General features: G+C 69.6%; 20 protein-coding genes and 4 pseudogenes. 16 read left to right on the top strand and 8 right to left on the bottom strand.

Going from position 1 to position 26506, the window contains the following annotated elements:
• Positions 1–363: 363 nt before the first annotated feature.
• Together AMK31_RS39400 and AMK31_RS36310 are read right to left on the bottom strand one after the other, a co-directional pair.
• Positions 364–1076 (bottom strand): annotated as a pseudogene (locus AMK31_RS39400) (IS5 family transposase); the annotation flags it as partial.
• Positions 1077–1126: 50 nt separating this feature from the next.
• Complete coding sequence (locus tag AMK31_RS36310) at positions 1127–1648, bottom strand: GNAT family N-acetyltransferase (RefSeq protein WP_073945018.1); 522 nt, start codon at positions 1646–1648, stop codon at positions 1127–1129.
• A gap of 1001 nt (positions 1649–2649) precedes the next feature.
• On the opposite strand from AMK31_RS36310, the gene AMK31_RS36295 reads away from it, so the two are divergent.
• Complete coding sequence (locus AMK31_RS36295) at positions 2650–3576, top strand: NADP-dependent oxidoreductase (protein ID WP_073945015.1); 927 nt, start codon at positions 2650–2652, stop codon at positions 3574–3576.
• Positions 3577–3632: 56 nt separating this feature from the next.
• Complete coding sequence (locus AMK31_RS36290) at positions 3633–4568, top strand: AraC family transcriptional regulator (RefSeq protein WP_073945014.1); 936 nt, start codon at positions 3633–3635, stop codon at positions 4566–4568.
• A 256-nt stretch (positions 4569–4824) separates the two neighbouring features.
• Here the strand turns inward: AMK31_RS36290 and AMK31_RS36285 are convergent, their stop codons facing one another.
• Complete coding sequence (locus AMK31_RS36285) at positions 4825–5304, bottom strand: MerR family transcriptional regulator (RefSeq protein ID WP_073945013.1); 480 nt, start codon at positions 5302–5304, stop codon at positions 4825–4827.
• Positions 5305–5734: 430 nt separating this feature from the next.
• Between AMK31_RS36285 and AMK31_RS40235 the strand changes: the two genes are divergently transcribed.
• The 4 genes and pseudogenes from AMK31_RS40235 to AMK31_RS41885 form a co-directional block, all read left to right on the top strand.
• On the top strand, positions 5735–7768 hold the full coding sequence (locus AMK31_RS40235) for a serine/threonine-protein kinase (protein ID WP_073945012.1): 2034 nt from the start codon (positions 5735–5737) through the stop codon (positions 7766–7768).
• 966 nt (positions 7769–8734) lie between these two features.
• Positions 8735–9148: a hypothetical protein gene (locus AMK31_RS36275; protein ID WP_073945011.1), complete on the top strand. Its 414-nt coding sequence runs from the start codon at positions 8735–8737 to the stop codon at positions 9146–9148.
• A gap of 100 nt (positions 9149–9248) precedes the next feature.
• Positions 9249–9798 (top strand): annotated as a pseudogene (locus tag AMK31_RS42345) (hypothetical protein).
• A gap of 484 nt (positions 9799–10282) precedes the next feature.
• A pseudogene (locus AMK31_RS41885) lies at positions 10283–10783 on the top strand (IS5 family transposase); the annotation flags it as partial.
• A gap of 59 nt (positions 10784–10842) precedes the next feature.
• Here AMK31_RS41885 and AMK31_RS36250 read toward each other — a convergent pair.
• Positions 10843–11076, bottom strand: coding sequence for a hypothetical protein (locus tag AMK31_RS36250; RefSeq protein ID WP_107468826.1), 234 nt, complete (start codon positions 11074–11076; stop codon positions 10843–10845).
• Between the two features lie 302 nt (positions 11077–11378).
• Here AMK31_RS36250 and AMK31_RS36245 point away from each other — a divergent pair, with 302 nt between their 5' ends.
• Positions 11379–12386, top strand: coding sequence for a hypothetical protein (locus tag AMK31_RS36245; protein ID WP_143204298.1), 1008 nt, complete (start codon positions 11379–11381; stop codon positions 12384–12386).
• Between the two features lie 335 nt (positions 12387–12721).
• Complete coding sequence (locus AMK31_RS36240) at positions 12722–13462, top strand: class I SAM-dependent methyltransferase (RefSeq protein WP_073945009.1); 741 nt, start codon at positions 12722–12724, stop codon at positions 13460–13462.
• Between the two features lie 102 nt (positions 13463–13564).
• Here AMK31_RS36240 and AMK31_RS36235 read toward each other — a convergent pair.
• A pseudogene (locus AMK31_RS36235) lies at positions 13565–14298 on the bottom strand (IS5 family transposase); the annotation flags it as partial.
• A gap of 200 nt (positions 14299–14498) precedes the next feature.
• Here AMK31_RS36235 and AMK31_RS36225 point away from each other — a divergent pair.
• The 3 genes from AMK31_RS36225 (at position 14499) to AMK31_RS36215 (ending at position 17769) form a co-directional block, all read left to right on the top strand.
• Positions 14499–14792, top strand: a complete 294-nt coding sequence (locus tag AMK31_RS36225; RefSeq protein ID WP_241842841.1) for a hypothetical protein — start codon at positions 14499–14501, stop codon at positions 14790–14792.
• Complete coding sequence (locus tag AMK31_RS42500; RefSeq protein WP_079187081.1) at positions 14749–14991, top strand: transposase; 243 nt, start codon at positions 14749–14751, stop codon at positions 14989–14991. The genes AMK31_RS36225 and AMK31_RS42500 overlap by 44 nt, the downstream gene beginning before the upstream one ends.
• A 2298-nt stretch (positions 14992–17289) precedes the next feature.
• Complete coding sequence (locus AMK31_RS36215; RefSeq protein WP_073945006.1) at positions 17290–17769, top strand: allene oxide cyclase barrel-like domain-containing protein; 480 nt, start codon at positions 17290–17292, stop codon at positions 17767–17769.
• A gap of 1221 nt (positions 17770–18990) precedes the next feature.
• On the opposite strand, the gene AMK31_RS36210 is transcribed toward AMK31_RS36215, so the two are convergent.
• Positions 18991–19365: a DUF6223 family protein gene (locus tag AMK31_RS36210; protein ID WP_073945005.1), complete on the bottom strand. Its 375-nt coding sequence runs from the start codon at positions 19363–19365 to the stop codon at positions 18991–18993.
• Between the two features lie 228 nt (positions 19366–19593).
• Between AMK31_RS36210 and AMK31_RS36205 the strand changes: the two genes are divergently transcribed.
• Positions 19594–20721 (top strand): sensor histidine kinase, encoded by a 1128-nt coding sequence (locus tag AMK31_RS36205; protein WP_073945004.1) that lies wholly within the window; start codon positions 19594–19596, stop codon positions 20719–20721.
• A complete protein-coding gene (locus AMK31_RS36200) occupies positions 20718–21380 on the top strand; it encodes a response regulator (protein WP_073945003.1) in 663 nt (220 codons plus the stop codon). The genes AMK31_RS36205 and AMK31_RS36200 overlap by 4 nt, the downstream gene beginning before the upstream one ends.
• A 49-nt stretch (positions 21381–21429) precedes the next feature.
• Here the strand turns inward: AMK31_RS36200 and AMK31_RS41880 are convergent, their stop codons facing one another.
• Positions 21430–21633, bottom strand: a complete 204-nt coding sequence (locus AMK31_RS41880; protein ID WP_241842840.1) for a helix-turn-helix transcriptional regulator — start codon at positions 21631–21633, stop codon at positions 21430–21432.
• 1252 nt (positions 21634–22885) lie between these two features.
• Between AMK31_RS41880 and AMK31_RS36185 the strand changes: the two genes are divergently transcribed.
• Genes AMK31_RS36185 through AMK31_RS40810 form a run of 3 tightly spaced genes read left to right on the top strand, consistent with a single transcriptional unit; the run spans position 22886 to position 25655 of the window.
• A complete protein-coding gene (locus AMK31_RS36185) occupies positions 22886–24649 on the top strand; it encodes a pyridoxal phosphate-dependent aminotransferase (RefSeq protein WP_073945000.1) in 1764 nt (587 codons plus the stop codon).
• On the top strand, positions 24646–25449 hold the full coding sequence (locus AMK31_RS36180; protein ID WP_198948649.1) for a phosphatidate cytidylyltransferase: 804 nt from the start codon (positions 24646–24648) through the stop codon (positions 25447–25449). Before AMK31_RS36185 ends, AMK31_RS36180 begins: the two co-directional genes overlap by 4 nt.
• A gap of 50 nt (positions 25450–25499) precedes the next feature.
• Positions 25500–25655, top strand: a complete 156-nt coding sequence (locus AMK31_RS40810; protein WP_158074572.1) for a hypothetical protein — start codon at positions 25500–25502, stop codon at positions 25653–25655.
• Positions 25656–25704: 49 nt separating this feature from the next.
• Here AMK31_RS40810 and AMK31_RS36175 read toward each other — a convergent pair whose 3' ends face one another.
• The gene (locus tag AMK31_RS36175; RefSeq protein ID WP_143204297.1) at positions 25705–25923 is read right to left on the bottom strand and encodes a hypothetical protein; all 219 of its coding nucleotides are present in this window, start codon (positions 25921–25923) and stop codon (positions 25705–25707) included.
• Between the last annotated feature and the right edge of the window lie 583 nt (positions 25924–26506).

The following is a 26506-nucleotide window of genomic DNA, read 5'->3' as shown; positions in this document are numbered from 1 at the left end:
ACTGTTGTCCTTCCTGCTGGGGCAAGGTCAAGCGATCTTGGAACCCTGTGGCAGCCCTGTTGCAAGCCGCGACACGACTCGCCTGCATCAGCAGGTGCCTTCGAAACTCATGACGATCCGCTGAGTCCTCGGCGCTGACTGGTCTTGATCAGTCGGTGCTTCCAATGCCGGGAAACCTGCTGCCGTAAGCGGACACCGTTTTCAACCACCAGCAGTTTTCGACCTTTTGGAGGAGGTACCGCGGCTGCCTGCAGGCGCGCTGACTGATGAGTTCGCGCGCGAGTTGGTCGAGCTGGGTCAGGTAGTTCGTGACGGACAGGGCCTGTACCTGTGGTTCCTCGGAGACTGAGGCTGCAGGCCGGCTCAGCCCTGGAGCCATGACCGGACAGCCGCAGTGGTGACGGTGCCGTGGATGACGTAGTCCCTCTTGTCGTAGCGGGTGGCGACGGCCCGAGAGTTCTTGAGCCGGTTGATCGTCCGCTCGACTTCGTTGCGGCGTTTGCAGATCTCGCTGTCGAAGCCGGTGGGCCGGCCGCCTCCACTCCCTCGGCGTTTGCGGTTGGCCCGTTGGTCCCTCGGCTCGGGGATGGTGTGCTTGATCTGGCGTCTTCGCAGACAGCGCCGGTTCCGACGTGAGCCATATGCCTTGTCGCCGCCCAAGTGGTCCGGCCGGGTGCGGGGGCGACCGCCCTGGGGCGGGGGACACGGATCCGTTCGAGGACCTCGACCATCTGCGGCGCGTCGCCCCACTGGCCGGGCGCGACCAGGAAGGCCATCGGCCGGCAGCCACCTTCACCCGCGAGGTGAGTCTTGCGGGTCAGGCCGCCCCGAGACCGACCGTCCGAGTCCTTCGTCGGGGCGGTGGTGCCGAGACGTCGTCCTTCTTTCGGCACACGTGGCTTCTTCTTACGAGCGCCGGCCGCGTGCTGATGGGCACGGCAGGACGTCGAGTCGACGCTGACCATGCTCCAGTCGATCCGGCCCGCGAGGTCGGCGTCGGCCTGGACGGCACACAGGATCCGGTCCCACGTGCCGTCCGCCGACCAACGCCGGTGCCGTCCATAAACGGTCTTCCAAACGAGTCGACAACGACAATCCGACAGTCACAAGGTCCGCCGGACAGTACCTAGGAGAGTGGATCAGTTGTTGTCGCCGTGTCGGTCCAGGCGATCTCGAAGTACCTGACGCGTTCGTCTTGTCCGGCTGGCCGCATGCCGGCTGCCAGCATGACGTACTGGGACGCGATGTTGTCGTGGTCGGCGTCGCCCTTCACGCAGGTTGCGCCGCGTGACCGCGCGAACAACAGCAGTTCGCGGAGGGCTTCGGCGGCGTACCCCTTGCCTCGCGCTGACGGGATGAGGCCGTAGCCGATCGTGACGCTGCCGTTCTCGTCCGCAGGTCCGTGGAAGCCCAGGCCGCCGATCGCCAGGCCGTCCTCGCGGCGACGGATCTCATAGGTGCCGAACGGTTGGGGGTCACCGGTGTCCGCGCAGGTGCCCAGGAAGCGCTTGGCGGCGGACACATCCCCGTCGGTGGGGTATCCCGGCGCCCATCGGTCGCCGCTACCCGGCTCGCCCGCCACCACATGCTCAGCCTCGCTGATGGTCATCGGATGAAGTACGAGCCGCGCTGTCACAAGATCGCCCATGGCAGGGAGGAGTATCACGCGGGGCGGCAGACCGCACGCGGATTATGCGACCGGCCGCGCCCCGCCTCCGGTTGATGACCGAATGTACGGAAGGGTCGCGGAATACCACGCGGTGCCGCTTGGAGCTCGCGGCGGCGTCGACGCGGCTGGCGTAGAGCTCAGCCAGGATCCCCTGCCTGGCCGGCCGCGACCAGCTTTCGGTTTCCGGCCGGTTGTTCGTGGGCGTCGTGCGAAGCGGTACACCGCGTAGGTGACGCCGAGAATCGACCGCTGTGCTGAAGCGCTCGACGAGCAGGTCGGCGGCGGGGGCGGTGCACATGCCGGGCAGCGTTCCGGTGGCCACGCGGATGCCTCCGGCGCGGGCCGTCGACTGCTGGAACTCCCGGTGACCGTGAGGGGATGGTCGAGGAGGTGGACGAGTGGGGCCGGGAAGTCGGAGCAGTCGCGCCGGCTGAAGCCGATCGCGGCCACGGTGGTCGCGTCGTCCAGCCGGGCATCGCGCAGCCAGGCTGAGGAGAGCCAGGCTCGGCTAGCGCCCCAGTCGCCCGCGGCGATGGCCTCAGGCACGCCGTTTCGCTTCCGCGGCCGGGCCGTGGTCTCGCAGGGCGCCGGCGCCACGGCATGATCATCCCACCGTGGTTGGTCCCTCCAGCCGGTGAGGGCGGGATCCGGACGCGAAGGTGAGAATGTCAGGTACTGCTTCACGCGGGCCCGTGAAGTGACGATGCACGCCATCGACCGCCGTGGGGGTGTTGGCGTTGACGGCCGGGGCGGGGAGCGGCGAAGTGCGCCGGAAGCCGGAAGGCCGGTCTCGGCGGTGAGCGCGCACCCGCTGCACGCGGCGAGCGCTGCGATCAGACTGTGTCCTCCCTCTTGGCACTGTGGACGCTCGGACATCTTTCCAAGACTCGAGGATATTCAGCGGCTCGTTCGATCTTCCTAACGTGGAGGCAGACGAGGGGCGCTCGCCCCGATTCCACCACTGCAAAAGGGAGTTCAGCATGCGTGCTGTCATCCAGAAGTCCTTCGGCGGCCCCGAGGTCCTGGAGCTCGCCGAGAGGGACAAGCCGGCCCCGCTCGGCGGCGAGGTCCTGGTCCGCGTTCACGCGAGCGGCGTCAACCCGGTTGATGTGGCCGTGCGCTCCGGTGACTACCGGCTGCTCGGCGAGCCTCCGTTCGGTGTGGGCTGGGACATCTCCGGTGTCGTCGAGGAAGCCGGACCCGGTGCTCGCTTCAAGGTCGGCGACGAGGTCTTCGGCATGCCGTTCTTCCCGCGAGCCGCCACCGGCTACGCCGACTACGTGGCCGTGCCCTCGCGCCAGGTGGCCCGCAAGCCCGCGACGCTCGACCACGTGCAGGCCGCCGCCGTGCCGCTCGCCGCCCTCACCGCCTGGCAGGGCCTTGTCGACGCAGCCCGGGTCGCCGAAGGGCAGCGGGTGTTGATCCACCGAGCGGCCGGTGGCGTCGGCCACTTCGCGGTGCAGATCGCCAAGGCGCGCGGCGCCCACGTCACAGCGCTGGCGAGCGCCGCCAACCATGAGTTTGTCCGCGAACTCGGGGCGGACGAGATCATCGACTACCGCACCACCGACTACACCGAAGCGGCCAAGGACCTCGACGTCGTCTTCGACTCCAATTCCGAGGGCGAGCGTGCGCTGAGCGTCCTGAAGCCCGGCGGCACCCTGGTCAGCATCATGGAGCACTGGAACAGCGAGCTCGCCGCCCGCGTCGAGGACGAGGGCCGCCACTTCGCCGGGATCTCGGTCGAACCGGACTACGCCTCCCTGGAGGCGATCGCGGCCCTGATCGACGCAGGCCGCATCCGCCCGCACGTCTCCGCGTCCCTCCCGCTCGAGCAGGCAGCGAAGGCCCATGAACTGGTCGGTTCGGGCCGCACCTGCGGCAAGGTCGTTCTGACAGTGGCCTGAGAAGGGCGGGTTAGAGTGCGGAGGAAGACCGGAGAGACGACGGAGAGGGGCGGGAGTTGGACATCCTCACCGAGGTGCTGGCCTCGATGCGTACCGGCCGACCGGTCTCCGTCCGGACCACCGGACGTGCGCCCTTCGGACTGAGGCTGCCCCCCGTGGCCGGGGCGGGATTTCACGTGGTGCTGTCGGGTACGTGCTGGCTCGTTCCGCTGGAGGACGCGGCGCCGCAGCCGCCCTTCCCGCTGGGACCGGGCGACGTGGTCTTCCTGCGGGACGGGCGCGGTCACATCCTGGCCGACCCCCCCGACACCCCGGCCGAAATCGAGCGGGAGTCCCAGTTCAGTCCGGGCTCCCCGCTCGGCACGGTCACCATCGGCGGCGACGGCGCCCGTACCAACCTGCTGTGCGGGAACTACCACCTCGACCAGGCCCGTCCGCACCCCCTCGTACGGCAGCTACCGGAGATCATCCATCTGCCCGCGAACCCTGTCCGGCATCCCGAACTCGCCTCCGCAATCCAGCTGTTGCGCGCGGAGCTGGAGCAGCCGCGGCCGGGCTCAGCCGGCATCGTGCCCGCGCTGATCGACTCGCTGCTCCTGTACATCCTGCGCGCCTGGCTGGAGCAGGGTCCGGCCGCGCAGGCCAAGGGCTGGGCGGCCGCGCTCGGTGACACGGCGGTCGCGCCGGCCCTGGCGGCGATCCACGCGAAGCCGGGCGCCCAGTGGACCGTGGAGTCGCTGGCCGCCCGCGCGGGCCTCTCCCGTGCGGCTTTCGCCCGCCGGTTCAACGACCTGGTCGGCGAGCCGCCCATGGCGTATCTGACCCGCTGGCGCATGACGACCGCCGCACGGCTCCTACGAGAGTCCGATGACCCGCTGTCCGCGGTCGCCGCGCGCACCGGTTACGGCTCCGAGTACGCCTTCGCCAAGGCCTTCAAACGCGAGTACGGGCAGGCCCCAGGCGGTTACCGGCGCGAGGCGCGAGCGGCCTGACCTGCGGTCACGGGCAGCGACGCCGGGACGAACGGGTGACGGCCGGAGCAGCGCATGCCCTCGACCCCACCCACATGCGGCCCGCCGGCATCGAAACCCGGGCCGGGCCGCACCGGCTCCTGACCCGTCGCCTCGACCGACCGCTGCGGCATCGCCCTTCAGCGAAAGCGGCCAAGAGCTCAGCCATGCCCAGGGGGATCAGGCCCCGGAGGAGCAGCCGTACAACCTACGCGACTGTGTAGTTCACTCCCATCCATCATCCGGACCCACCATGACGCTGCCGGGATGCACCTTGACTCCTCATCGTCGCGCCCGCCGCCGTCTGGATGACGATCGCCGGCACCCGCCCCGTCAGCCTCACCTCAGCCGTGGGGCCGACGGAGCGGGTGTCAGCCTTCCGGGTGCCCGTCGTAGACGCGGATCTTGTACTCGGTGATTTCCAGCGCCAGGCCGAACTCACGGATCTGCCGCGTGATCGGTCCTGCTGGTCGAGCATGATGCGGCGGCGTTCCGGAATGGTGCTCGGGCCCTGCTCGATGAGCAGGATGTAGCGCTTGAGGTCGCTCATGGTCATGCCGGACAGGCGCTCCCGGGTGAGGAAGAGGAGGCGGCGCAGGTCGAGTTGGGAGTACTCGCGGTAGCCGGAGGCGTTGCAAGCGGGCCGTACGAGGTCCTCCTGCTCGTAGTACCGCAGGGTGCGTCGACAGGCTGACGAGCCGGGCGGCCTCGGCGACACTCCTGGGCGTCGCCGAGGTTTCGATCGTGGCGTCGTCGAGCAGCTCGTGCAGCGCGTCGATCGCCGACGAGGACGGCCCGTCACCGGCGGCGAGGATGCGTTCGACCAACGCTTGTGGCCATGGGAATCAGCGTACGGCGCTCAGAACGCGCGCACCGCGGGTGGCATGCCCGGGAAGTCTGCGGACTCGCTCACCGAGGAGCCGCTCTAGGCCTGTCTCTTTGGTCGGCGCGGAGTCTCCGCACGAGCACGATGCGGCTGGGCTTGTGGGCGGCGGTGTCCGTACACAAGCCATTCCCTGCTGGGCAGGGGGCGGTCCGCGCCCACTGCACGTCAGTCGACGACACACCCGGACCAACGACCAACTACTGTTCTGGAACGAAACCGTCTGACCCATCGCTGTTGGACAGTTGGGCTACTCTCCTTCCTCGTGGACCAGTTGACCGCCGAAGACCCGCCTCACATAGGCCCTTACAGTCTCATCGCCCGCTTAGGCGCCGGCGGCATGGGCCGGGTCTATCTCGCCCGCTCCGAAGGCGGGCGCACTGTCGCGGTCAAGGTCGTGCAGACCGAGTTCGCCCAACACGCCGAATTCCGCGCGCGGTTCGCACGCGAGGTTGTCGCGGCGAAGCGGGTCGGTGGGGCCTGGACCGCGGCAGTCCTCGACGCGGACACGGAGGCGGAGACGCCCTGGGTCGCGACGCAGTACATTCCCGGGCCTGATCTGCACGCCGTCGTGGCCGAGCAGCACGGGCCGTTGCCCGAGCAGTCGGTGCGGGTCCTGGCCAACCGGCTCGCGCTCGCCCTGCAGGCCATCCATGAGGCGGGTCTCGTCCACCGCGACCTCAAGCCGTCCAATGTCCTGGTTACCGTGGACGGGCCCCGGGTCATCGACTTCGGCATCGCCCGGGCGCTGGACAGCATCAGCGGGGACAGCCTGCAGACCCGTACGGGCATGGTGATCGGCTCGCCCGGCTTCATGTCCCCGGAGCAGGTGCGAGGGCTCCACGTCACCGCCGCCTCCGATGTGTTCTGCCTGGGGTCGGTCCTCGCCTACGCCGCCACGGGGCGCCAGCCCTTCGGGGCAACCGGCAACGGGCTGCACGCCCAGTTGTTCCGGGTCGCCGAGGAAGAGCCGGACCTGGATGGGCTGCCGGAGGCGCTCCTCGGACTCGTACGCGAGTGCCTTCAGAAGGACCCCGCACAACGTCCCACGCCGGAGCACGTCGCCGCCCGCACCGCCACAGAAGGCGCCGACGAATGGCTGCCAGGCGCGCTGCTCGGTCGACTGGGGCGACACGCGGCACAGCTGCTGGACTTCGACCCGCTGCGCCCGCACACGGTCCTCGTGCCGGGCCAAGGTCCCATTCCGCCGGTGCCTGCCCGGACCGCGCCCACGCCCCGGCCCGTGCAAGCGCCCGTCGCGCCTCAGCCCGTGCAAGCACCTACCGCATCCCCACCGGACGCGCTCGCGTACGCGCCCACGGCGGGGCCGGGATACGACGAAACGGCAGGCTCGCACGGTCCGACGCAGACCCCGGACCGGCGGCGTCGCCCAGTCGTCGTGGCGGGGGTGGCAGCCGTCGTGGTGCTCGTCACCATCGGCGGGCTGCTCGCGCTCCGCCCGTGGCAAGGCGGCAAGCACGGGACGGGGGAATCACCGTCGCTGAGTGCTCCGAAAGCGTTGCAGGGGAGCTGGGAGGCGGCTCTCGACCTGAGGGACAGCGACGGCCTCCGCATAGAGGGGGTGACCGCACGCCTGCTTATCGACGCGAAGGGCACCGCCGAGTACTCCCTGCTGAACGAGGACCGGCTGTGTGTCTGGGACAGCACCATCACCGACTCCAAAAGCGACTCGATCAAGCTCGGCACGAGTCGACTGAAGAGCGCAAGCCCCAAGTCCGAGGCGGATCGTTGCGAGGACAACACCGAGGACTACGGCTCGGCCGCCCCGGACGGTACGGGGGCGTTCGTAGCCGCATGGGACGGGACGTACGAGTGGGAGGACGACCCGGGCTACTACGACCACCGCGACGACGGGCACACCCTCTACGAACCTGACACGTTCGTGAAGGCGTCGTCCGCCGAGGGCGCGCTGCCAGAGAAGTTTCGGGGCCTGTGGGGCGGCCGGGGACAGGACGGCACCTACCGCTTCGAAGTCACGATGGGTCAGGGGGCGACGAAACGCGACATCCGTCTGGTGTCGACCAGCGTGACAGGGAAGAGGTGCGTGTACAAGGCGCAGGTGTTCTCCCGGGAGCCGTCCCTGCTCCGCACCGCGCCCGCGGAGCTCGCCGACAGCAAGCAGCCAACGGGCTGCGCCAAGAGCGCCCCCTCGTTGTCCTTCTGGGAGCGCGAGGAGAAGGGAAAACGGAAGCTGTCGTACGAGCCCATCGGCGGCGCGGCCACGCCCCTCTTCGAATCCCGGCACTGGATAGGACAGCTGACCGCCCTGAGCACCTAGAGATGTCTCGCAGACGGATTGCAACGCAAGCCTGAGAAACTTGGTCGCGCGGGGCAGGCAGGAAGGCGATCGAGCCAAGGCACTATGCAGGTGGCTGATCGAATCGGCTTGGCTATATCGACGGTGGGCGTTTCGGTTTCCCTCATGCTCGTCACCGGCGCGGTGCAGGCATATATGAACGGAGACGATTCAGGATGCTTCATCGCTTGGGCACGTGGGATTCGCGGTGCGCCCAGCTGCCGAGGCGGGCGGCGGACCGCCGGCGCCACTGCCGTGCGGCGGCTGGTGCAAGCCGGCCGGGCCTCGGACTGCGTCAAGGAGGACTTGGCGGCGGCGGTGCACGAATTGGGTAAAGGTCTGCTGGGACCGGCGCGGCGGCCGAGAAATTCTCGCAAGTCTTCCAGCGATGGATGGGCAATGTCGTCGGCGGCGCGCCGGACGTGGTGTACCTCGCCGGGCACCAGAGCGGGCAGCGTATGTGGTGGCAGGACGTGGACCAAACTGGGTGACCGACTTCACGGACCTCGCTCACGTCAGCTTCCAGCGACACAACCACGCGACCCATGCACCCTCTGAGCAGGTGAGTTGTGACTCGTCGCCCGTCAGTGACCGGGGTGATCAAAGAAGGCGTCTCCATTGTCGGTGTATCGAAATCAGTTGCACTCGGCCGCCCTGAGAGGAAGATCCTGCCACGCGTAGCAGCAATGGACGACAACCTTGTTGCGGCCGCTGACAGGATCCGCCGACGGGTAGCCCGTGGTGGCTACAGAACCTGAGAGGCCGGTTTGTAACTTAATGTTCGGTTCATCGCTGGGCTCGGATGGGAGGTGCTGTCCGGTCCTCCGTGCCGGAGAAGAGCGCGAGGCGGCCCGTCAGGGCTTCATCAGCAGTCTCAGTGTCGTCGCCGGTTCCCCGGCTGGGCTGCACCCTTGACCTCAACCTTGGTTGAGGCGCAACACTCGGCGCATGGAGATCACAAAGAGCAACACCATTCTCTTCCGCAATACCATGCGCATCACGGACGGTCACCTCGACGGTTTCCGGCGCGCCATCGCGCAGGCGGTGACATTCGCTCAAGAGCACGGCCCGCAGCTCATGGTCGAGGTCTTCATCGACGAGGAGCGGATGCTGGCGCACAGCTTCCAGCTCTACCGCGACTCCGATGCCATCCGCGCTCACTGGCGGCTCTCGGATCCGTACATCCGCGAGGTAATGGAGCACTGCACCGTGCAGCACTTCGAGGTATTCGGTGCACCGGACCATGACATCGTGGCGGCTCTCAAGACCCCAGATGGCGGATCCTTCCCCTTCGTCGTCTCGCCGCGCCTCGCCGGCTTCAACCGTCTTGAGGCGCCCGGCTTGGACGAATCACACTCTTAGCAGGGTTCATGACTCTTTGAGTGGATCTGCTGTCGCCTGATGGTGTGGCTGCGGGGCAGAATCTGCCGGTCCGCGCTTGTTGATCTGGTGCTGTGACCGTGTGAGTGAACGCAAGCCGCACCCGAGCGACTTATCGGCCGATCAGTGGTCGTTGATCGAGCCGGTGATCACCGCGTGGAAGGACCGGCACCGCTCGGTCAGCGGCCACCAGCCACGAACTCCTGCGCTGCCAGGTACGGCAGCGGGCCCGCCGATTGCAGGACCCGACTCTGGGTGTCCTGGACACCCAGAGTGTCCACGTGGCCGCCGGGGTCCCCGCCTCCACGAGTGGCCACGATCCGGCCAAGCGGGTGCCCAGCCGCAAGCGCGGACTGGCCGTGGACGTGCTCGGCCTGGTCATCACGGTCGTCGCTCGTCGAGATCGTCCAACGCAACCGCAGGACAAGGGGTTCGTACCGCAGCCGAAGCGGTGGAGGGCCGAGCAGACCTACGGGATCCTGATACTGCACCGGCGCCTGGTACGCGACTACGGACACCGGCCCTCCTCCTCCGCCTCCCGCGTCCACTGGGCGATGACGCACGTCATGACCCGCCGCCTCACCGGCGCGAACACTCCCACCTGGCGCGACACGCAGGCGGTGACAGCCTGAACATCCAGCCCCTGATCGACGCCCTGAACCTCCAGAAAGACGCCGCCCGGGCCCTGGCCTACGACCTCCGCGCACACATCGACGACCTGCAGACCCGGCTGCAGGAGGCCGAGACGCACCTGGAGCACCTCGCGATCACCCGCAAGACCGTCACCGGCCTCACCGACCGGCTCCCACTCGGCCCGTCGGCGGCCCTGCCAAGACACCCTGACTTCCCCCGCATCCTCGACGCCTTCAACCACGCGACCGGGCCGCTACGGGCCAAGGACGTCTGCGAAGCCCTCGGCCACGAACTGCTGCCGAAGAACGTCGGAGGCACCCGCGCCAAGCTGAAACGCCTGGTCAAACTCGGGATCCTCACCGAGACCGACACCGGCAACTTCGCCCGGAAGCAATAGTCACCGCCACGACCAGCACCCCTGACACAACCCTCAACCGGAAACGGACATCACCTCACGAACCGTCCTCTGAGAACTCCTATCGCGATGAGCTGGACTGGTCGCGGGCAGTGATCGACTCCTCCCATGTCTGAGCCGCACGGCGAGGCCCAAAAGCAGGCCCAGTCCGGTGGACTGTGCACGCCCGGGCAGCAAGCGCCACGTCATCACCGACGGCCAGGGCGTCCCGCTCGCGGTGTCACTGACCGGCGGCAACCGCAACGACGTCACCCAACTCTGCCGCTGCCGGACAAGATGCCGGCTGTGGCCGGAGCTGTCTGCCGGCCGCGCAGGCGGCGCGACGTGCTCTTCGCCGACCGCGGCTACGACCACGACAAGTAACGTCGGCTTCTGCGGCAGCGCGGCATCCGGCCTGCGATCGCGGAGCGGGGAAGTCACACGGCACCGGCCTGGGCACGTTCCGCTGGGTAGTGGAACGGACCATCTCCTGGCTGTACGGCTCTCGTCGCCTGCGCATCCGGTGGGAGAGATGCAACGACATCCACGAAGCCTTCCTCGGCCTCGCCGTCTGCCTAATCACCCACCGCCACGTCCAGAGGCCTTGTCAGGACCTCTTAGAGCCTCACGCCTGCACTCGAAGACTGGCTCAGAACAGGGTGTCGGTGTCCTCGCTCAGGGCCGGGGCCGGGGCCGGTGTGCGGGTGCGGCGGGGACGCGCGGGCTCCGGATCTTTTCCGAACAGCGCCTGTGTCCCGCACTCGTCGGGCACGGCGGGTACGGGCCGGCACACGGCCGCGTCGACCAGGTCGAGCGGGGCGGAGTCGTCGAAGTCGGCGCGCCTCATACGGGTCCAGTCGCGGCCCTGAGGTATGGCGGTCACTGGCGGTCTCCTGTCTGCTGATGCTGCCCGCAGCGGCAGGGTGACGGGACTACTGACCCGGTGCTCTGCCCGGCCGGTGCTCCGCCGACACCTGCTCATGCTGCTCAGACGCGGCGGGCCGGGACGGGCGCTGCGGGCGGATCCGCGAAGTGCCCCGTCGTGCGCGGAGCCGCGTGCCGCAGCCGCCGAGAGTTGTTGAACGACGGCGCGGCTGTTTTCGGACTCCCTTGCGGAACGGTGTGCTCCTGCCGTGCTCCGGGAACACCATGGTTCCAGAGTGGACGCGTGATACGGGGGGCGTCGTGGAAGACCTGGCAGCTGTAGCGATCGGGGTTCTGGCCGCGACCGTGACGGGTACGGCCACGCACTTTGGACAGGAGGGTGCTTCCGCGGTCGTGCAGGTGGTCCGCGAGCGGCTGGGCAGTACGAGACGTGGGCAGACCGCGCTCGCGGAACTGGAGGCGGCACCGGACGATCAGCGGGCCCGGGGCGAGGCCGTGACGGTACTTCGCAGAGAGGTCCGGGAGGACCCAGATCTCCAGCGCACCTTGGCGATGCATCTGGACACTGCGATGTCGCAGACGACGGGCAGCGTGACCTTCCACGGGAGCAGGGTTCGAGGCAGCCAGATCGCGCTCGGGTCGATCACCATCAACAAGCCCGCTTCGACTGGCGCCGCGGTGGTGCTCGTCGCCGTGGTTCTGGTTCTGGTCGCGTTGATCATTTACGGTGCTGTCAATCTTGTCCCAGACGCCTCGGCGGACAGCGGGGACGAGAAGAAGGCCAACCCCGACACCACCGTACGGGCGTTGAGCGCGGCCGAGACCGAGCGGATGCTTCCCGGGCTGTCGGACCTGCCGGGAAAGTGGACCGTTGACAGGCCGCCTTTCGTCGAGGGCAGCAGCAAGTGTCACGCGGGTCACGTGGACTACCGGGGCGCTGACGGGAACGGCAGGAGTGACGTCAAGCTTCGCTTCGAAGTGTTTGCCTGTCCGAACGCGCAGACGGCGGGGGAGGGGTTCGCCGCCCTGGTGAAGGAGCAGCAGAACCCGGCCGGCTACCGCGAGTCGCCCTACCCCGCCAAGAAGTGGGGCGACCAAAGCGCGATGGCCTCCTACACGTACGAGGATTCGGAGCTCGCGGACCCCAGCCAGGTCGGGCAGCATCTGATGGCGCGAGCGCGAGCGGGTACCGTCGTGTTTCAGATGCACTACGGGCCTAACCGTGACCTGCCCGACTTTGAGCAGCGGGCCGAGGAACTCGTCCGCATGATGTGTGAGCGAGCCCGCGCAGCTCAGGCAAGTTCCTGACGGTCCGCGTCCGCACGGCCACTCGGGGGGATCGGCTTGCGCGACACTTCGGCGCAGAGACGTCGCAGCGTGGCGAACCCTTACGGATAAGCCAACAGAGTCGTTGACGGCGACGGCGGTACACGGGATCGGGTCGCCGACGCCCGCCGACACCCGTGGGGCCGTCCGAGGGCATGGCCGTCCGGCTCACCGGTCCTGCCCCCCTTTGGCGGGCCAGGGCGGCGTGCCAGGGCTCGTCCAGCGGATCATGGGCCGAGCCAGGCCGGACCGGGCAAGGGCGGGCCAGTGCCCTAATCGTGTTGACCGCCCCCGGCAGGCAGTGCTGGAGTCGGCACGTGGACAGCATCCCCGCCAACCGGCGGTTCTGGAACCAGATCAGCAGCACCTACCAGCACAAGCACGACCCGCAATTCGGCGCCGCACCCCGGCTGTGGGGCATGTACTCCATCCCCGACGCGCACCTGCACGCTCTGGGCGACGTCACCGGCAAGCGCGTCCTCGAACTCGGCTGCGGCGCCGGACAGTGGTCCAGGGCGCTCGCCGCCGAGGGCGCCACCGTGGTCGGGCTCGACCTGTCCGAAGCCCAACTCGCCGCAGCCTCCCGCGCGATGGGAGCAGTCCGCTACCCGCTGGTGCAAGGCGCCGCCGAACAACTGCCCTTCGCCGCCGGCAGCTTCGACCTGGTGTTCTGCGACTTCGGTGGGCTCAGCTGGGCGCCCCCGCACCTGGCCGTCCCGCAGGCCGCTCGCGTCTTGGGCCGAGGCGGGCGCCTGGTGTTCAACGTCGCCAGCCCATGGTTCGAAACTTGCTACGACGAAGCCGCCGGCCGCGTGACCACGACGCTGCAGAAGGACTACTTCGGGCTGAACACCATCACCGAAGACGACGGCGCGACCAGCTATCAGCTCACCTACGGCGACTGGGTCAAGGTCCTGCGCGGCGCGGGTCTCATCATCGACGACCTCATCGAGCCGCGGCCCGAACCCGGAACACTTAACGGCTACAACGAAACCGACCCACCCGACTGGGCACACCGCTGGCCGGCGGAACTGCTCTGGGTAACCCACAAACCGTAAGTTCCGCCGCGCCGGGACTTCAAGGTATCCCCGCCGGGCAGGCTTTAGGCCTGTCCGGCTGATCATGGGGAGCCAGAGCCAGAGCCAGAGCCAGAGCCAGAGTCAGCGCCGGATCGAGGCGAGGGTGACGGTCCCGTGGCAGACGTAGGCTCGTTTGACGAAGCGTGTGGCCACGGCCCAGAAGTTCATCAACGCGTTTATGGTCCACTCCACTTCGTTCCTGCGTTTGCAGATCGTCTTGTCGAAGCCGACGGGCCGTCCGCCCCTGCTGCCGCGTCTTTTACGGTGGGTCCGCTGATCTCGCGGCTCGGGAATGGTGTGCTTGATCTGGTGACGTAGCAGGCAGCAGCGGCGGTTGCACCGGCAGGAAATACGCCTTATCGCCGCCCAGGTGGTCGGGCCGGGTACGCGGAGGCTTGCCACCTGGGCGATGGACACGGATGCGTTCCATGACTGGGATGAGCTGCGGGGCGTCGCCCCACTGGCCTGGAGTGATCAGCAGCGCCAGCGGGCGGCGTCCGCCTTCACCGGCCAGGTGGATCTTGCAGGTCAGGTGGCCCCGGAAGCGCCCGAGTCCCTCGTCTGGGCGGTGGTGCCGGGGCGTGCTTCCCGCCACCCGCGGAGGTCTCCTGCGCGCTTGCCGCCGCATGCTGATGACTCTGGCAGGACGTGGAGTCCGCGCTCACCATCGGCCAGTCGATACGGCCCTCGGAATCAGCGTCGGTCAGCACGGCCGCGAAGATCTTGTCCCACGTGCCGTCCGCCGGCTACTGCTGGTGCCGCTCGTAGACGGTCTTCCACGGGCTGAAACGCACAGGCACTGCAGGGCGTGGAAGATGTCAGGCGCCAAGGATGCCGTCCACGCTCGGCATCGCTCGCCTGCACAACCTCGCACTGGCCGCATGAGAGGCAACGATGCTGGTCAACCGGCACGTCGTAAATCATTTGCGGGACAACGCTTAGCAGTATCTTACGGATCACCACACAAGCTCCGGGCTGTCGGTGGTGAGATGGCTTCATGCGACCTGAGCACTGCGTGACCAGGAACCACATCGAGGTATGGCACGGACGTGTGCTGCCGTCGGGGCCAGAACGGATTGGGTTCTGGACGGTGCTGCGCGGCTCGCTCCTGCCGATTCTCGTCTGGACTGGCGTCGCGTGCTTCGCGTACTTCGTCTACAACCCGCTCGCCGCGATGGCCCTTGGTGGGCTCTTCGCGTTGTCGTGCATCGTGGGGTTCGGGCTCCGACGCAAGGCAGGGCACTCGGTTCGCTGCAGCGTCTACGGTGCACTGGGCGGAGTGCTGGACAAATCCATGGCCGGGTTCTGAGGCGTTGCGGCAAAAGCGGCTCGTCGTTGTCTTGAGCGTGTTGACCGATGCCCAGTGGGCCGGGATCGAGCCCTTGTTGCCTGGCCGGACACCTCGCAGAGGCGGGAGATGGCGTGATCACCGGCAGGTGATCGACACGATCGCTTGGAAGTACCCGACGGGAGCTCCGTGGATGGATCTGCCCGTGGAGTTCGGCTAGTGGAAAGGTGTTCACAGCCGTCTGCGGAACTGGGCAATCGACGGAACCTGGGAGCGAATGTTCACCGCCCTGTTGGCCCAGGTGGATGCCGACGAGGAGTTGAGTTGGGTGGTGTCCGTCGACTCCACGGTCGTTCGAGTGCCTCGCTCCTTCTGCCTGTCCGCAGAGCGGGGGAGCGGGGTTGTGTCGCTTACCCCCCCGTCCACGACGGTCAGTGCAGCCGGAGACACTGCGCACGATTCCCCTTTCGTGTGCTGTGAGCGACCGGCCATGCGGGCAGCGCCAGGCGCGGGTTCCCTCACCCGCACCGTGCGGCCTGGCCCATCACACAGGTCAGGCCAGGAGAAACCTCAAGTCCATCGCCCACAGTTACGCCTTCCAGTGGCAGCCTGACGACCTCGCGGCCGCCAGCCGTGTCCTCAGCACCCTCATGGCCGAAGGCATCGACTTCCGGCACCCGTCCGGTATGGGTGGCACCACCACCCTGCTCATCCTCTCCAGCCGGGGCGACCTGCCGGCCGAGCCGGGTGACTGGCTGGTGAGCGCCGAGGGTGGTCAATGGCAGGTGATGACCAGCCCCTCACCACGTCCCTCGTGCCCAGCCTCGACCTGCCCGACTACCTGAACGCCGCCGCCCACCACGGCATCCTCCCTCCAACTGAAGCCGCTCCCCACGAGCCAACGCATTTGTGGCCCGCGCCCTGGCCATCCTCACGGAGAACGGGCAGCCACCGGCCGCCTACACCACCACCGGCCACTGCGTCGCCAAAGGCGTCCACGTCGGCTCCCAGACCCTCAGCGACCACGTGAACGTGGTCCTTGAACTCGAACACGTTCACTTCGACGCCCAGCCCAAGCCACACAATCACCCCGGATGCCCCGCACTGCGCGCTGCCCGCATCACTCAGGCCACACGCTGGGCCGACCTGTTCCACACCCACGGCTGGCAAGTCCAGGCAGCCCACGACACCATCCCGGCCGGCTCGCCTTCATCCTCACCCCTCCCACCACCGACACCGCCGCACCGACGTACCCCACCGCGCCCTGACCCCGGCTTCCGCAATGCGGCATCCACCCTCAGCCCCGGCCGCCCGGTCACCGCCCCCTCGTGCGGGGGCCGGGCCGTGCCGCTGCTCAAGGCCACTTGTGTCGCCGCTCACTGTTCCGCATTTTCACGGTGAGGCCGGCCGGGTAGCGCCCCCCTCCGCGGGCAGCCACCCCCCGGCGGGCTTGTCGTGTGCTGTGTGTATCCGGTGATCAGCCGGGCCGCGTTGTGTCCCACCCGTCCCTCGCACAGCGCGGCCCGCATGCTCGACGCCGTCGATGGGCCCATCACCTGGCGCCGCGGCGACGCCCTGCGCGAGCCCCTCGGGTCGGGTGCGGCTGACTGGTACTTCGCGATCCTCGTCCACTAGCCCGCCCCTGCCGTCCCGGCGTTTAGCGCCTGCCTCGCGAAACGGGCTCTCCGAGGACCGTCTCTTTGACCACGTGTCAGAGCGACCTGCGGGGGACCGGCTTCTGCTCCGGGCGCAGCCTCATCGTCGAATCGCCCGAGGGTGCGGAAGGCGTCCTCGCCTGTGTCTGCGGCGGCCTTTTGAACCCGTGCCGGACACCAAGGCCGCCCGAATGAACCGTTGTCGCCTGCGCCTGCAGGCGGTGCACCGGGAAGCTCTCCTCGCCTGGGGGTCGCCTTGTCATCATGTCGAGCCAGGTGAGGGTGCTGGCGAGGGTGGTGGCGGCGAGGTAGCGGTCGGAACACTGGTCGTGGCGAGTGTCCGACTGGCGAGCTGGTCGGTGCGCTCGGGAATCGTGGGTGTGATCCCGCGCTGGCGGAGGTAGGCCCGGCAGCTGCGGGCGGAGTAGCCCTTGTCCGCGACCCCCCGGTCGGGCCGGTGCAGTCGTTGCGGTTTCCGGCGGTGACCAGCAAGGTCAGCGGTCGGCCCCGGCCGTCGCAGGCGAAGTGGATTGCTGGTCAGGCTGCCGTGGGAGCGCCCGAGTCCTCGTTCTTCGAGCCCTTTTTGGCAGGCGAGTGCTGGCGGTGATCCCGCCACCGGCCACGAGCCCGGCCCGCAGGCAAGACCCCCTGGGCCCATGTCCGTCCGCGTACCCGTACCGGGAACCCTGCGCGAGTTCGCCGACCGTGCGTCGAGCGTCCCCTCGTCATGCCTCCCGTGGCATGACGCCATAGCGATATTCGTCTTGGACGTAGCGATTCCGCCCGCCATAGCGTCGAAGGCGTCGCACAGAGCAGTCAAGTGCGTGTCGTGGCAAGAGAGTTCAATCGCGAGGGGATTTATCATGCCCATGAAGAGGTTCGTCGCCGTCTCCCTGGCCGCCGCCACCCTCGGCGTCCTCGCCGTCGGCAGTGCCGGTGCCGCTGACACGGCGACGGCCCCGAAGAAGCGTGTCGAGGTCCTCGAGCTCAAGGTCGAGAACCTGCAGTACGAGTCGGTCGACCTCGGCGCGGCAGGGCCGAGCCAGGGCGACATGAACGCCTTCTCCGGCACCACGTCGAAGGACGGTCGCATGGTCGGACTCGGGGGCGGTACGTGCGAGGTCGTCCGCATCGAAGGTGACAAGCAGACGTCGCAGTGCGTGATCACGGCCCGGCTCGAGAAGGGCTCCCTGACCATGCAGGCCCTGTGGGAAAGGGGAGCGCCGGAGCTCGAGATGGCCATCACCGGTGGCACCGGCGTCTACATCGGCGCGAGCGGCACCGCCTACTACTGGGACATCGCCACGCCGGACGAGCGCATCCGCGCCGAGATCGTCCACTGACGCACCCCGCCGACGGGGTATGTGGCCATCCGGTCGAGCCCCTTCTCACCTTCCCGGCATGATCGGCGAGACACGCCTAGGTTCTGTCCGTCCGATCTGGAAACCTCAGAGGTGTTGAGGCTGGTCCTGCCGTGACAGCTACCTGATACCACTCGTCCTCCAGGCGAACGAACACACGGTTAGGTGGTCACCTGCTTCCGTGGTGCGGCGCCATCCAGGGGCGGGGCTGGTGCTGTGTGGGTGTGGGTGTGACGGCGGTACTCGTGCGGCTCGGTGCCTGGTCTGCTCGCCGTGGTCGGTGCAACAGTTGTGGTGCCATCGCTGGTTGGGGGTTCCCGGGGCCCCGCCGTCGAAGCCGGCGACTGCGGATGGCGTGGCCGTGTTGAACGGGGCGGCGATCATCACAAGGACAGGGAGGAGTGTCTCCCGCCGGGCTTATCAGGTGGGGCCGGCGGGCCGGCCAGTGAGACGGCGTATGACGGTGAGCCCATCGTCGGTGCCGGGCCAGTGCCGGGCCAGTGCCGGGTTAGGGCTTTGGGCCCGGCGTGGCGGACGGCCGAGCGCAGGACGGCGGCGACCAGATGGCGTCATCCGGGTAACCGAGGACGGGAACTCCTTCGGCGGGGCGCAGCCGGATCCGGCCGCGCCCCGTGCTGCTGTGGCCGGTTTCGGCTGTGAGGGCGGCGGCCTCGAACGCTCTCATAACGGTGCGGGTGCGCTCCGTCTCGGCGCGGACTTCGGCATCGGCCGGTGCCGAGCCCGGGGTGTTCAGGGCGGCACGGTGCGGGCCGTGGCCGCCGGGCAGTTTCCGCAGTACCCACCCGGAGGGCCGACGCGGCCCAAGCAGTTCGCGCGCGGTCGATTCCGGCGGCGCCGTCGGTCGTTCGGTGTCCACCTGGTGCCAGTCGGCACCGGCGACCGGCCGTACCTGCTCGGGGCGCGTACTCCAACCCGGTACTCCGCCGCTCCCATGTTGCCGTCCTCGAAAACGTTGCGATACGACGGCAGCCTCTCGAAGCAGGTTCAGCCTGAGGGCGTTTGCCGCCGTCTCCACAGCCGGGCGAGCACCTGCTGCTGCTCACGCCCCAGGACCGGGTCGGCGGGCAGTACAGCCCGCACCGGCACGGGGCACGTGGTCGGCAGTGTCATCGGAAGGCGGCGTCACGGCTTCACCGTAGGCAGTCAGTTGTGGTCACCCGCACGCCGCTGAGGAGATGAGGGTCAGACGGTCGTCCGATCGATCGGCCGGTCGGCGCTGCGGGAGCGGGTCAGTGCCCGGCGGCCGAGGAGCACGGCGCCCAGTCCCAGCGGGACGGCGACGATGGCGCCGACGAGCCCGTTGCCGGTTCCGGGGCCGCCGCTGGAGGTGGCCAGGTGCAGCACCGCGAGGCCTGTGCCGGCCAGCCCTGCCGCGATGGCCGAGATCCCGCCGGTGCGTGCGTTGCCGATGCTGGTCCGGCCGCCGGCGCGGGCCAGGGCCAGCCAGGCGATAGCCAGGCTGAGCAGCCCTACTCCCAAGGCCAGATTGGCCCCGGTCCGCCCGTCGCCGATGATCCCGCCCTCGGCGGCCACCATCAGCGCTGCTGAAGTGCTCATGCCGCTCTCCTCCTTCTCCGTCGCTGATTGCGAGATTCGATGCGCCTTGAGCATGCGTGCCCGACCCTCTGCCGAACGTCCAGCAGACGCAGGCACTTTTTACTGCCGTATCCGCGGCATCCGGGTACCGCGGATGCGGCAGGCGGCGCGCCGGTACCGCACATGCGGTACCGACTGCTCCTTCATGAGCCGGACTCGCCCAGAACCGCATCCGGCTACGGTGCACTTATGGACGAGGGACGGTTCGCTGCCCCGGCGGCGGTCACCGACTGGGTGATCGCCGTGGGGGTGGCGGCGCTGCTGCTGGGCACCGGGCTGTCCGGGCCACACCCGCCCGGGCTGCGCGAGCTGCTCGGCTCCGCACTGCTGGCGGCCGGCGGGCTGGCGCTGGCCGCCCGCCGCCGGGCGCCGCTCGTGGTCCTGGCTGTCACCGGGCTGTGCGCGGTGGGCTACCTGGGGGCAGGGTTCGAGGTGCTGGCCGTCTCCTACCTGGTCGCGGTCTACGGCGCGGTGCGTTCCGGGCACCGCACTGTCGCGCTGGCTGTCTCCGTGGGCCTGGTGGCCGTGCTCCACTTCACCGCCCTGGTCTCCCACGACGGATCCGCGCGCGAGGTCGTGGCGCAGGCCCGGAACACCCTTGAGCTCGCCTGGCTGATCGCCGCCTTCGCGGCCGGGGAGGCGGTGCGGCAGGCGGAACGGCGGGCGGACGAGGCCGAGCGCACCCGCGAGGAGACCGCCCGGCGCCGGGCCGACCAGGAGCGGCTGCGCATCGCGCGGGAGCTGCACGACTCGCTCACCCACCAGATCTCGGTCATCAAGGTGCAGGCCGAGGTCGCCGTCCACGTGGCCCGGCGGCGGGGCGAGCAGGTGCCAGAGGCCCTGCTGGCGATCCAGGAAGCCGGCCGGGAGGCGAGCCGGGAGCTGCGCGCGACCCTTGAGGCGCTGCGCGACGACGACACCACCCCGCCGCACGGACTCGACCACATCCCCAAGCTGGTGAAAGGGTTCCAAGGGGCCGGCCTGGAGACGACGCTGACGATCGAAGGACATCCGTACGGCGTGCCGGCCGCAGTGGGCCGGACCGCTTACCGGATCGTTCAGGAGTCGCTCACCAACGTCGCCCGGCACGCCGCCGCAACCACTGCCTCAGTGCTCATCGACTACCGGCAGGGCGCCCTCGCCATCCGCGTCGACGACAACGGAAAGGCCACCTCGCACCCCGCGCCGACGCCCGGGCTCGGGCTGCTCGGCATGCGCGAACGCGTCACGGCCCTGGGCGGCCGACTGCGTACCGAGCCGCGCAGCGCGGGCGGCTTCACCGTCCAGGCGGAACTTCCCACGAACGGAGCGTCGTGATCCGGGTCCTGCTGGTCGACGACCAGCCGCTCATCCGCAGCGGCTTTCGCGCGCTGCTCGCCCTCGAAGGCGACATCGAGGTGGTGGCCGAGGCCGCCAACGGCCAAGAGGGCCTGGCGCTCGCCAAGGAGCTACTGCCCGACGTCGCGCTCGTCGACATCCAGATGCCCGTGATGGACGGCATCGAAGCGACCCGGCGCATCGCCGCGGACCCGGCCCTGGCGGGCGTACACGTCGTCATGCTGACCAACTACGGCATGGACGAGTACGTCTTCGACGCGCTGCGCGCCGGCGCCGCCGGCTTCCTCGTCAAGGACGTCGTGCCGGAAGACTTCCTGCACGCCGTACGCGTCGCCGCCCGGGGCGACGCCCTGCTCGCGCCCGCGATCACCCGCAGGCTTATCGACCGGTACGTCACCCAGCCGCCCCTCACCCGCGCCGGCAGCGGGCTGGAGGAGCTGACCAGCCGCGAACGCGAGGCAGTCGCCCTGGCCGCCCAGGGCCTGTCCAACGACGAGATCGCCGACCGCCTGGTCATCAGCCCGTCGACAGCCAAGACCCACATCAACCGGGCCATGGCCAAGCTCCACGCGCGCGACCGCGCCCAGCTCGTCGTCATGGCCTACGAATCCGGCCTGGCAGCCCCGCGCAACTCCTGACCCCGAACCGTTGACTGGCCAGATCGCTGCGGTGCCTCGTCGCCAAGCCTCACGGGCGAGCTCCTTCAGCGCCTTCCAGTCCTCGGCCAGAGCCTTCTTCCCGGCCTCGGTCGCGTGTACATCCGCCGGGTATCCAGCCCTCGACCACCCCGTGCTTCGAAGTGAGCAGTCCGTCGGCCTCCAGCCGGTGCAGCGTCGGACACAGGGTGCCGGGGCTGGTCTGGTAGCCGTAGGCGGCCAGCTCCTCGGTCATCCGCGCGCCGTGGATCTCCTCCTCGGCCGAGTGACGCGGCGACACGTTGCATTCCGCAGCGGGAGACGGCGAAGCCGCCGAGGCCGCACTGAGCCTTGGCGAGGCAGCAGAGGCCATCTCGTGCAGCCGCAAGACGTATCAGGTGGCTTGGTTCACGGGCAGCGGTTCTGGCTCGCTTTCCGTGAACCGGTCACGGTGGGTCATGCGACGTAGCTCAAAGGCTGTGGTTCTGGTGCGCTTCTGTGCCGAGACAGTCTCGCGCCGCTGAGGTGACCCGGTCGCGCATGTGCTCCTGGTCCGGAGGTTGATCGTTCGGCAGATCGAGCCGGACAAGGCCGTATCCCAAGGCTGCCGAGGAACTGCCCCCCCGAAGACCACGCCGGCCCCGCCCGCACGGCACCTCCCAAGGCAGCCTCACGCCGCCTCACGCCCGTGCCCTCCGACGCGGACCCGAAGCGGACAGGGTTGGGCCTGTCGGCACTGATCGAGCAGGAGATGGAGCAACTGTGCCGCCTCTCCCGCCACGACGGCGTCCACACCGCCGCACTGGCCGTCGGGCACCCACCACTCGCGGCTGCTGCGGTTCGGGCTGTGGGCTGACACGTCCGCGCCGGACCAGGTGCCACCGAGCAGTACGACGTGCTGCACCTACCCGCACCCGGCCTGAGCGACCTCCCGGACGGACGGGACCGGCAGCACATCGGCGTCCATGGCGCTGTCGTCCGTCACGTGCCGACGTCCGGCCCGCGTCCGGACACGCCTTTTACCCGGAGCCCGGCACGGACTTCCGGCTCGGACTTCGCCAACAGCACTCACGTACGTGACGGCAGACCACAGGCGCCCAGGCGGATGACGACCTGGTGCTCGCCCTGCGGCCCCCAACGGGCGTCGCATCCGGTCACGGTCCCGGCCCGGAACCATGGATGATGGCTCTGGGCCCCAACCGCTTCGGACAGCACGGGGCAGGGGCCTCATCGCACCGTCGTCCGAGCCGGCACCCGTGGGTTGCGTTCGGTCACATTCCGACTTCAGCGCCCCCCGAACCGGTGAACAAACGATGCCGGTGTGGCCGAGCATGCGTGCCGGGGCACGGCCGACGCCGGTGGTTCGACACCTGTCCATGGACTCGGCCCTGACCTGTACCGCTTCCAACTCCTGCGCGCTCCGGCTGAGTACGCGTACTCAGGTGCCGCCTGCCCAACTCTTCCATGCTGGGGGCGAACACGGGACCGTCTCAGGGGGAACAAAACGCATGGACCACGCCCTGCAGCTGCGCACTGCCACGCCTGGGGATCACGACTGGATCCACGAACTGCGCCACCGCGTGTACGCAAAGGAGCTCGGCCAGCATCCGCTGGATCCGTCGGGAAGGCTGAGTGACGGACTCGACGGCGACAACGTCTATCTCGTGGCCGCGCGCGGCGAGACGCGGATCGGCTTCGTCAGCCTCACCCCACCGTGGGCCGGCCGCTACTCCCTCGACAAGCACCTGACGCGCGAGGACCTGCCGGTCCTGACCGAGGAGGCGCCGTTCGAGATCCGCCTCCTGACCGTCGAGGAGCACTGGCGGTCCACCGCGACGGCGCCACTCCTCATGTACGCGGCGCTGCGCTGGGTCGCGGCGCGGGGCGGCCGCCGGGTGGTGGCGATGGGACGCACGGAGCTGCTCGACATGTACCTCGCCGCCGGGCTGCGGCCGGTGGGACGCACGGTCCGCTCGGGCGCGGTCTCCTTCGAGGTGCTCAGCGGCTTTGTGGCCGAGCTGACGAGGACGGTCGCGGAGCGCCACGGCCGGATCCTGCAGCGGCTGCGGACGGGCCTCGACTGGCGGCTCGACGTGCCCTTCGCGCCGCGTGCGGACGGCTGTGAGCACGGCGGGGCGTTCTTCCGTGCGATCGGCACCGACTTCCGCACCCTGACCCGCCGTCACGAGGTGGTCGCGGCGGATGTGCTGGACGCCTGGTTCCCACCGTCCCCAGGGGTCCGCGCGGTCCTCTCGGAGGATCCGGGGTGGGCGGCCCGGACCTCGCCGCCGACGGGCGCGGAGGGACTGCTCGCGGAGATCGCCGGGGTCCGCGGGCTGCCGGTGGAGTCGCTGGTCGTCGGGGCGGGCTCGTCGGATCTGATCTTCCGCGCGTTCGGCCGGTGGCTCACGCCGGGCAGCCGGGTGCTCCTGCTCGATCCGGGCTATGGGGAGTACGCCCATGTCACCGAGCGGGTGATCGGCTGCCGGGTCGACCGGCTCCAGCTGCGCCGGGAGGACGGCTGGCTGCTCGACCCGGCCCGGCTCGCCACCGTGACCGGCGACGGACGGTACGACCTCGTCGTGGTGGTCAACCCGAACAACCCGACCGGCCGCCACGCCCCGGCCGACGCGCTGCGCGCGGTGATCGAGGCCTCGCCCGCGCGGACCCGGTGGTGGATCGACGAGGCGTACCTGGGGTATGCCGATCCGGCGGACTCGCTTGCCGGATTCGCCGCGGTCGACGCCCGGGTCGTGGTCTGCACCTCGTTGTCGAAGATGTACGCGCTGTCGGGGATGCGGGCCGCGTACCTGGTGGCCGATCCGCAGACGGCCGGGGAGCTGCGGCGCTGGACGCCGCCGTGGCCCGTGAGCCTGCCGGCCCAGCTGGCCGCCGTGACGGCGCTGCGCGACCCCGCGTACTACGCGCAGCGCTGGGCCCGCACCCATGTACTGCGCCGGGGACTGGCGGACGACCTCGAAGAGTTGGACGGATTCTCCTCGGTCGACGAGGGGGTGGCGAACTTCCTCACGGTGACCCTGCCGCCGGCCGGTCCGAGCGCGGCGCAGCTGGTGCGCGAGTGCCGGCGGCACGGCGTGTTCCTGCGTGACCTGTCGCCGATGTCCCCGGCGTACGAGGGGCGGACCGTCCGGATCGCCGTCCGCGACACGGCGGAGAACGCGCGGATCGTGGCCGCGTGCCGGAGCGCCCTGGATGCACTGCGCGCGCCGGCCGCAGTGGTGCCGGGCGCGCCGGTCCGGGCCTCGCGATGACGACGGTCGCCCATCTCGTGCCGTATCTCGGCGGGGCACTGGCGGTCGGGGGCGTCGCGGTGGCGGCGACCCGGCGCCGGGAACTGATGGTCCGCTGGTGCGTGTGGGCGTTGGCAGTGCCGCTGGTGACCGCCGCGTACTGGCTCGGTCCACCGGGGATCGCGGTGCTCGCGGCCGTGGTCGGTGTGGTCGCGGTGGCGGAGTTCGGCGGGCTGCTCCTCCTGGGGCGGGTGGACCGGACGGTGCTGGGCGCGGCGATCGTCGGACTCGTCCTGACCGCCTGGCTGGCCCCCGCGGAGGTGCTTCGGACGGCGGCGGCCGGGGCGCTTGCGATCGCCGGGGTGCCGTTGCTCTCAGGCGACGCGGAGCACGGACTTTGCCGCATGGGGGCGGGCCTGCTGGGGCTCGTGTGGCTGGGCACCCTGGCCGGCCTCGTATCGTCCGGCGCCCTCGGCCTCGTTCTGTTCGTGGCCGTGTCGATCGCCGACATCGTCGCGTACGCGGCGGGCCGCCGGATCGGCGGCCCCCGGCTCTCCCCGCTGTCGCCCGCCAAGCGGTGGAGCGGCACGCTGGCCGGCGCCGCGGGCGGTCTCCTCACGCTGGCCGTGCTGTCCTCCCTGACGTGGCAGACGGCGGTGGCCGTGGCGGTCGGCGGCCCGCTCGGGGACCTGCTGGAGTCGATGGTCAAGCGAGGCGCCCGCGCCAAGGACGCCGGCCGGTGGCTGCCCGGCTCCGGCGGCATCCTCGACCGGATCGACTCCCTCCTCGTCGCTCTGGCGGTGCTCTTGGTACTGGAGTGAGCCACGGGACGGTGGCTTCGTACGCGGCAATGGGCTTCGGCTCAGCTTCTGTGACGCGGCCACTCTGCCTCGGCACCGCCTACAGCGACCACGCCCTGGTCGTGTTCCTCGAGGGCGCCGGCGCCGCCGAGCCGGAGGCCACCCTGGACGACCCGCGGTGGGTGGAGCGGCGCGGTGGCCCTGCCCACGAGTCCAGCGCCGCCTGACGACAGGAGCGGCGGTGCCGGGCAGGGCAGCCGTGCCCGGCCGCGGTGACTACTCCCAGGGCTGGGGCAGCGCGTGCCACAGGGCTCTGAGCCAGTCCGGCGGGTTGGCGAGGAACTTGTCGACCAGCCGAGCCGTGATGGGCCGGTCGGCACCCTGGGCGCCGCCACGGGCTGTCGCAGCGGTCAGGCCGGCACCGACAACGGGCTGCTGAGGGGCGGGAGCGGGGCTGAGCGGCTGGACGGGCGCGGGAACGTTGTCCCGGGCCATGATGCTGCTCCCCTGAGCAGAGAGGTCAAGGACAGCGGACACCTGTGGTGGTGTCGTCCGCGTGGGCGGTGGTGCGCGCCGCGCGGACGGCGGTCCTGCGGCGACTCTCTGCCTGAGAGCGTCCCTGCGGGGCGCGGCCCCGCCCAGGGCGGGCGTGTTCAGCGTAGCGGCGACTGGCGCGTGTGTTGCGGGGTGTCTGGCGGGTGGTCATTTGTACCGCTTCCGGGGCGAGTTCGAATGGCCTGGCTTTCTCAGGCATGGCCGGATGCGTTCGACATGTTTCCCGCACAGCATGATGTCGAGGCATCCGCCGCGTCCGCCCGGACTCGCCGACCCCGGACAACGACCTGTTCTGGGCCCTGTGCGGAGGCGGCGGAGGCAACTTCGGCGCCGTCACCACCCTGGAATTCGCCACCGAAGACATCCGCGACCTGACGGCCCGTCCGCACCGTTCATGACGGCCGTCACCGCCCAGGCGGCGGCGCTGTCGCCAGACATGCTCCCGGTCACGCCAGGCTCATGCCCGACACGCTCCCGGTCACGCCAGGCTCATGCCCGACCGGGCCGCGGACTGCCGCGGCCC

The organism is Streptomyces sp. TSRI0107 (assembly GCF_001905845.1).
GTDB lineage: Bacteria > Actinomycetota > Actinomycetes > Streptomycetales > Streptomycetaceae > Streptomyces.
The sequence above is the reverse complement of the archived record's forward strand: the minus strand, read 5'-3'. Positions and strand labels throughout refer to the sequence as shown.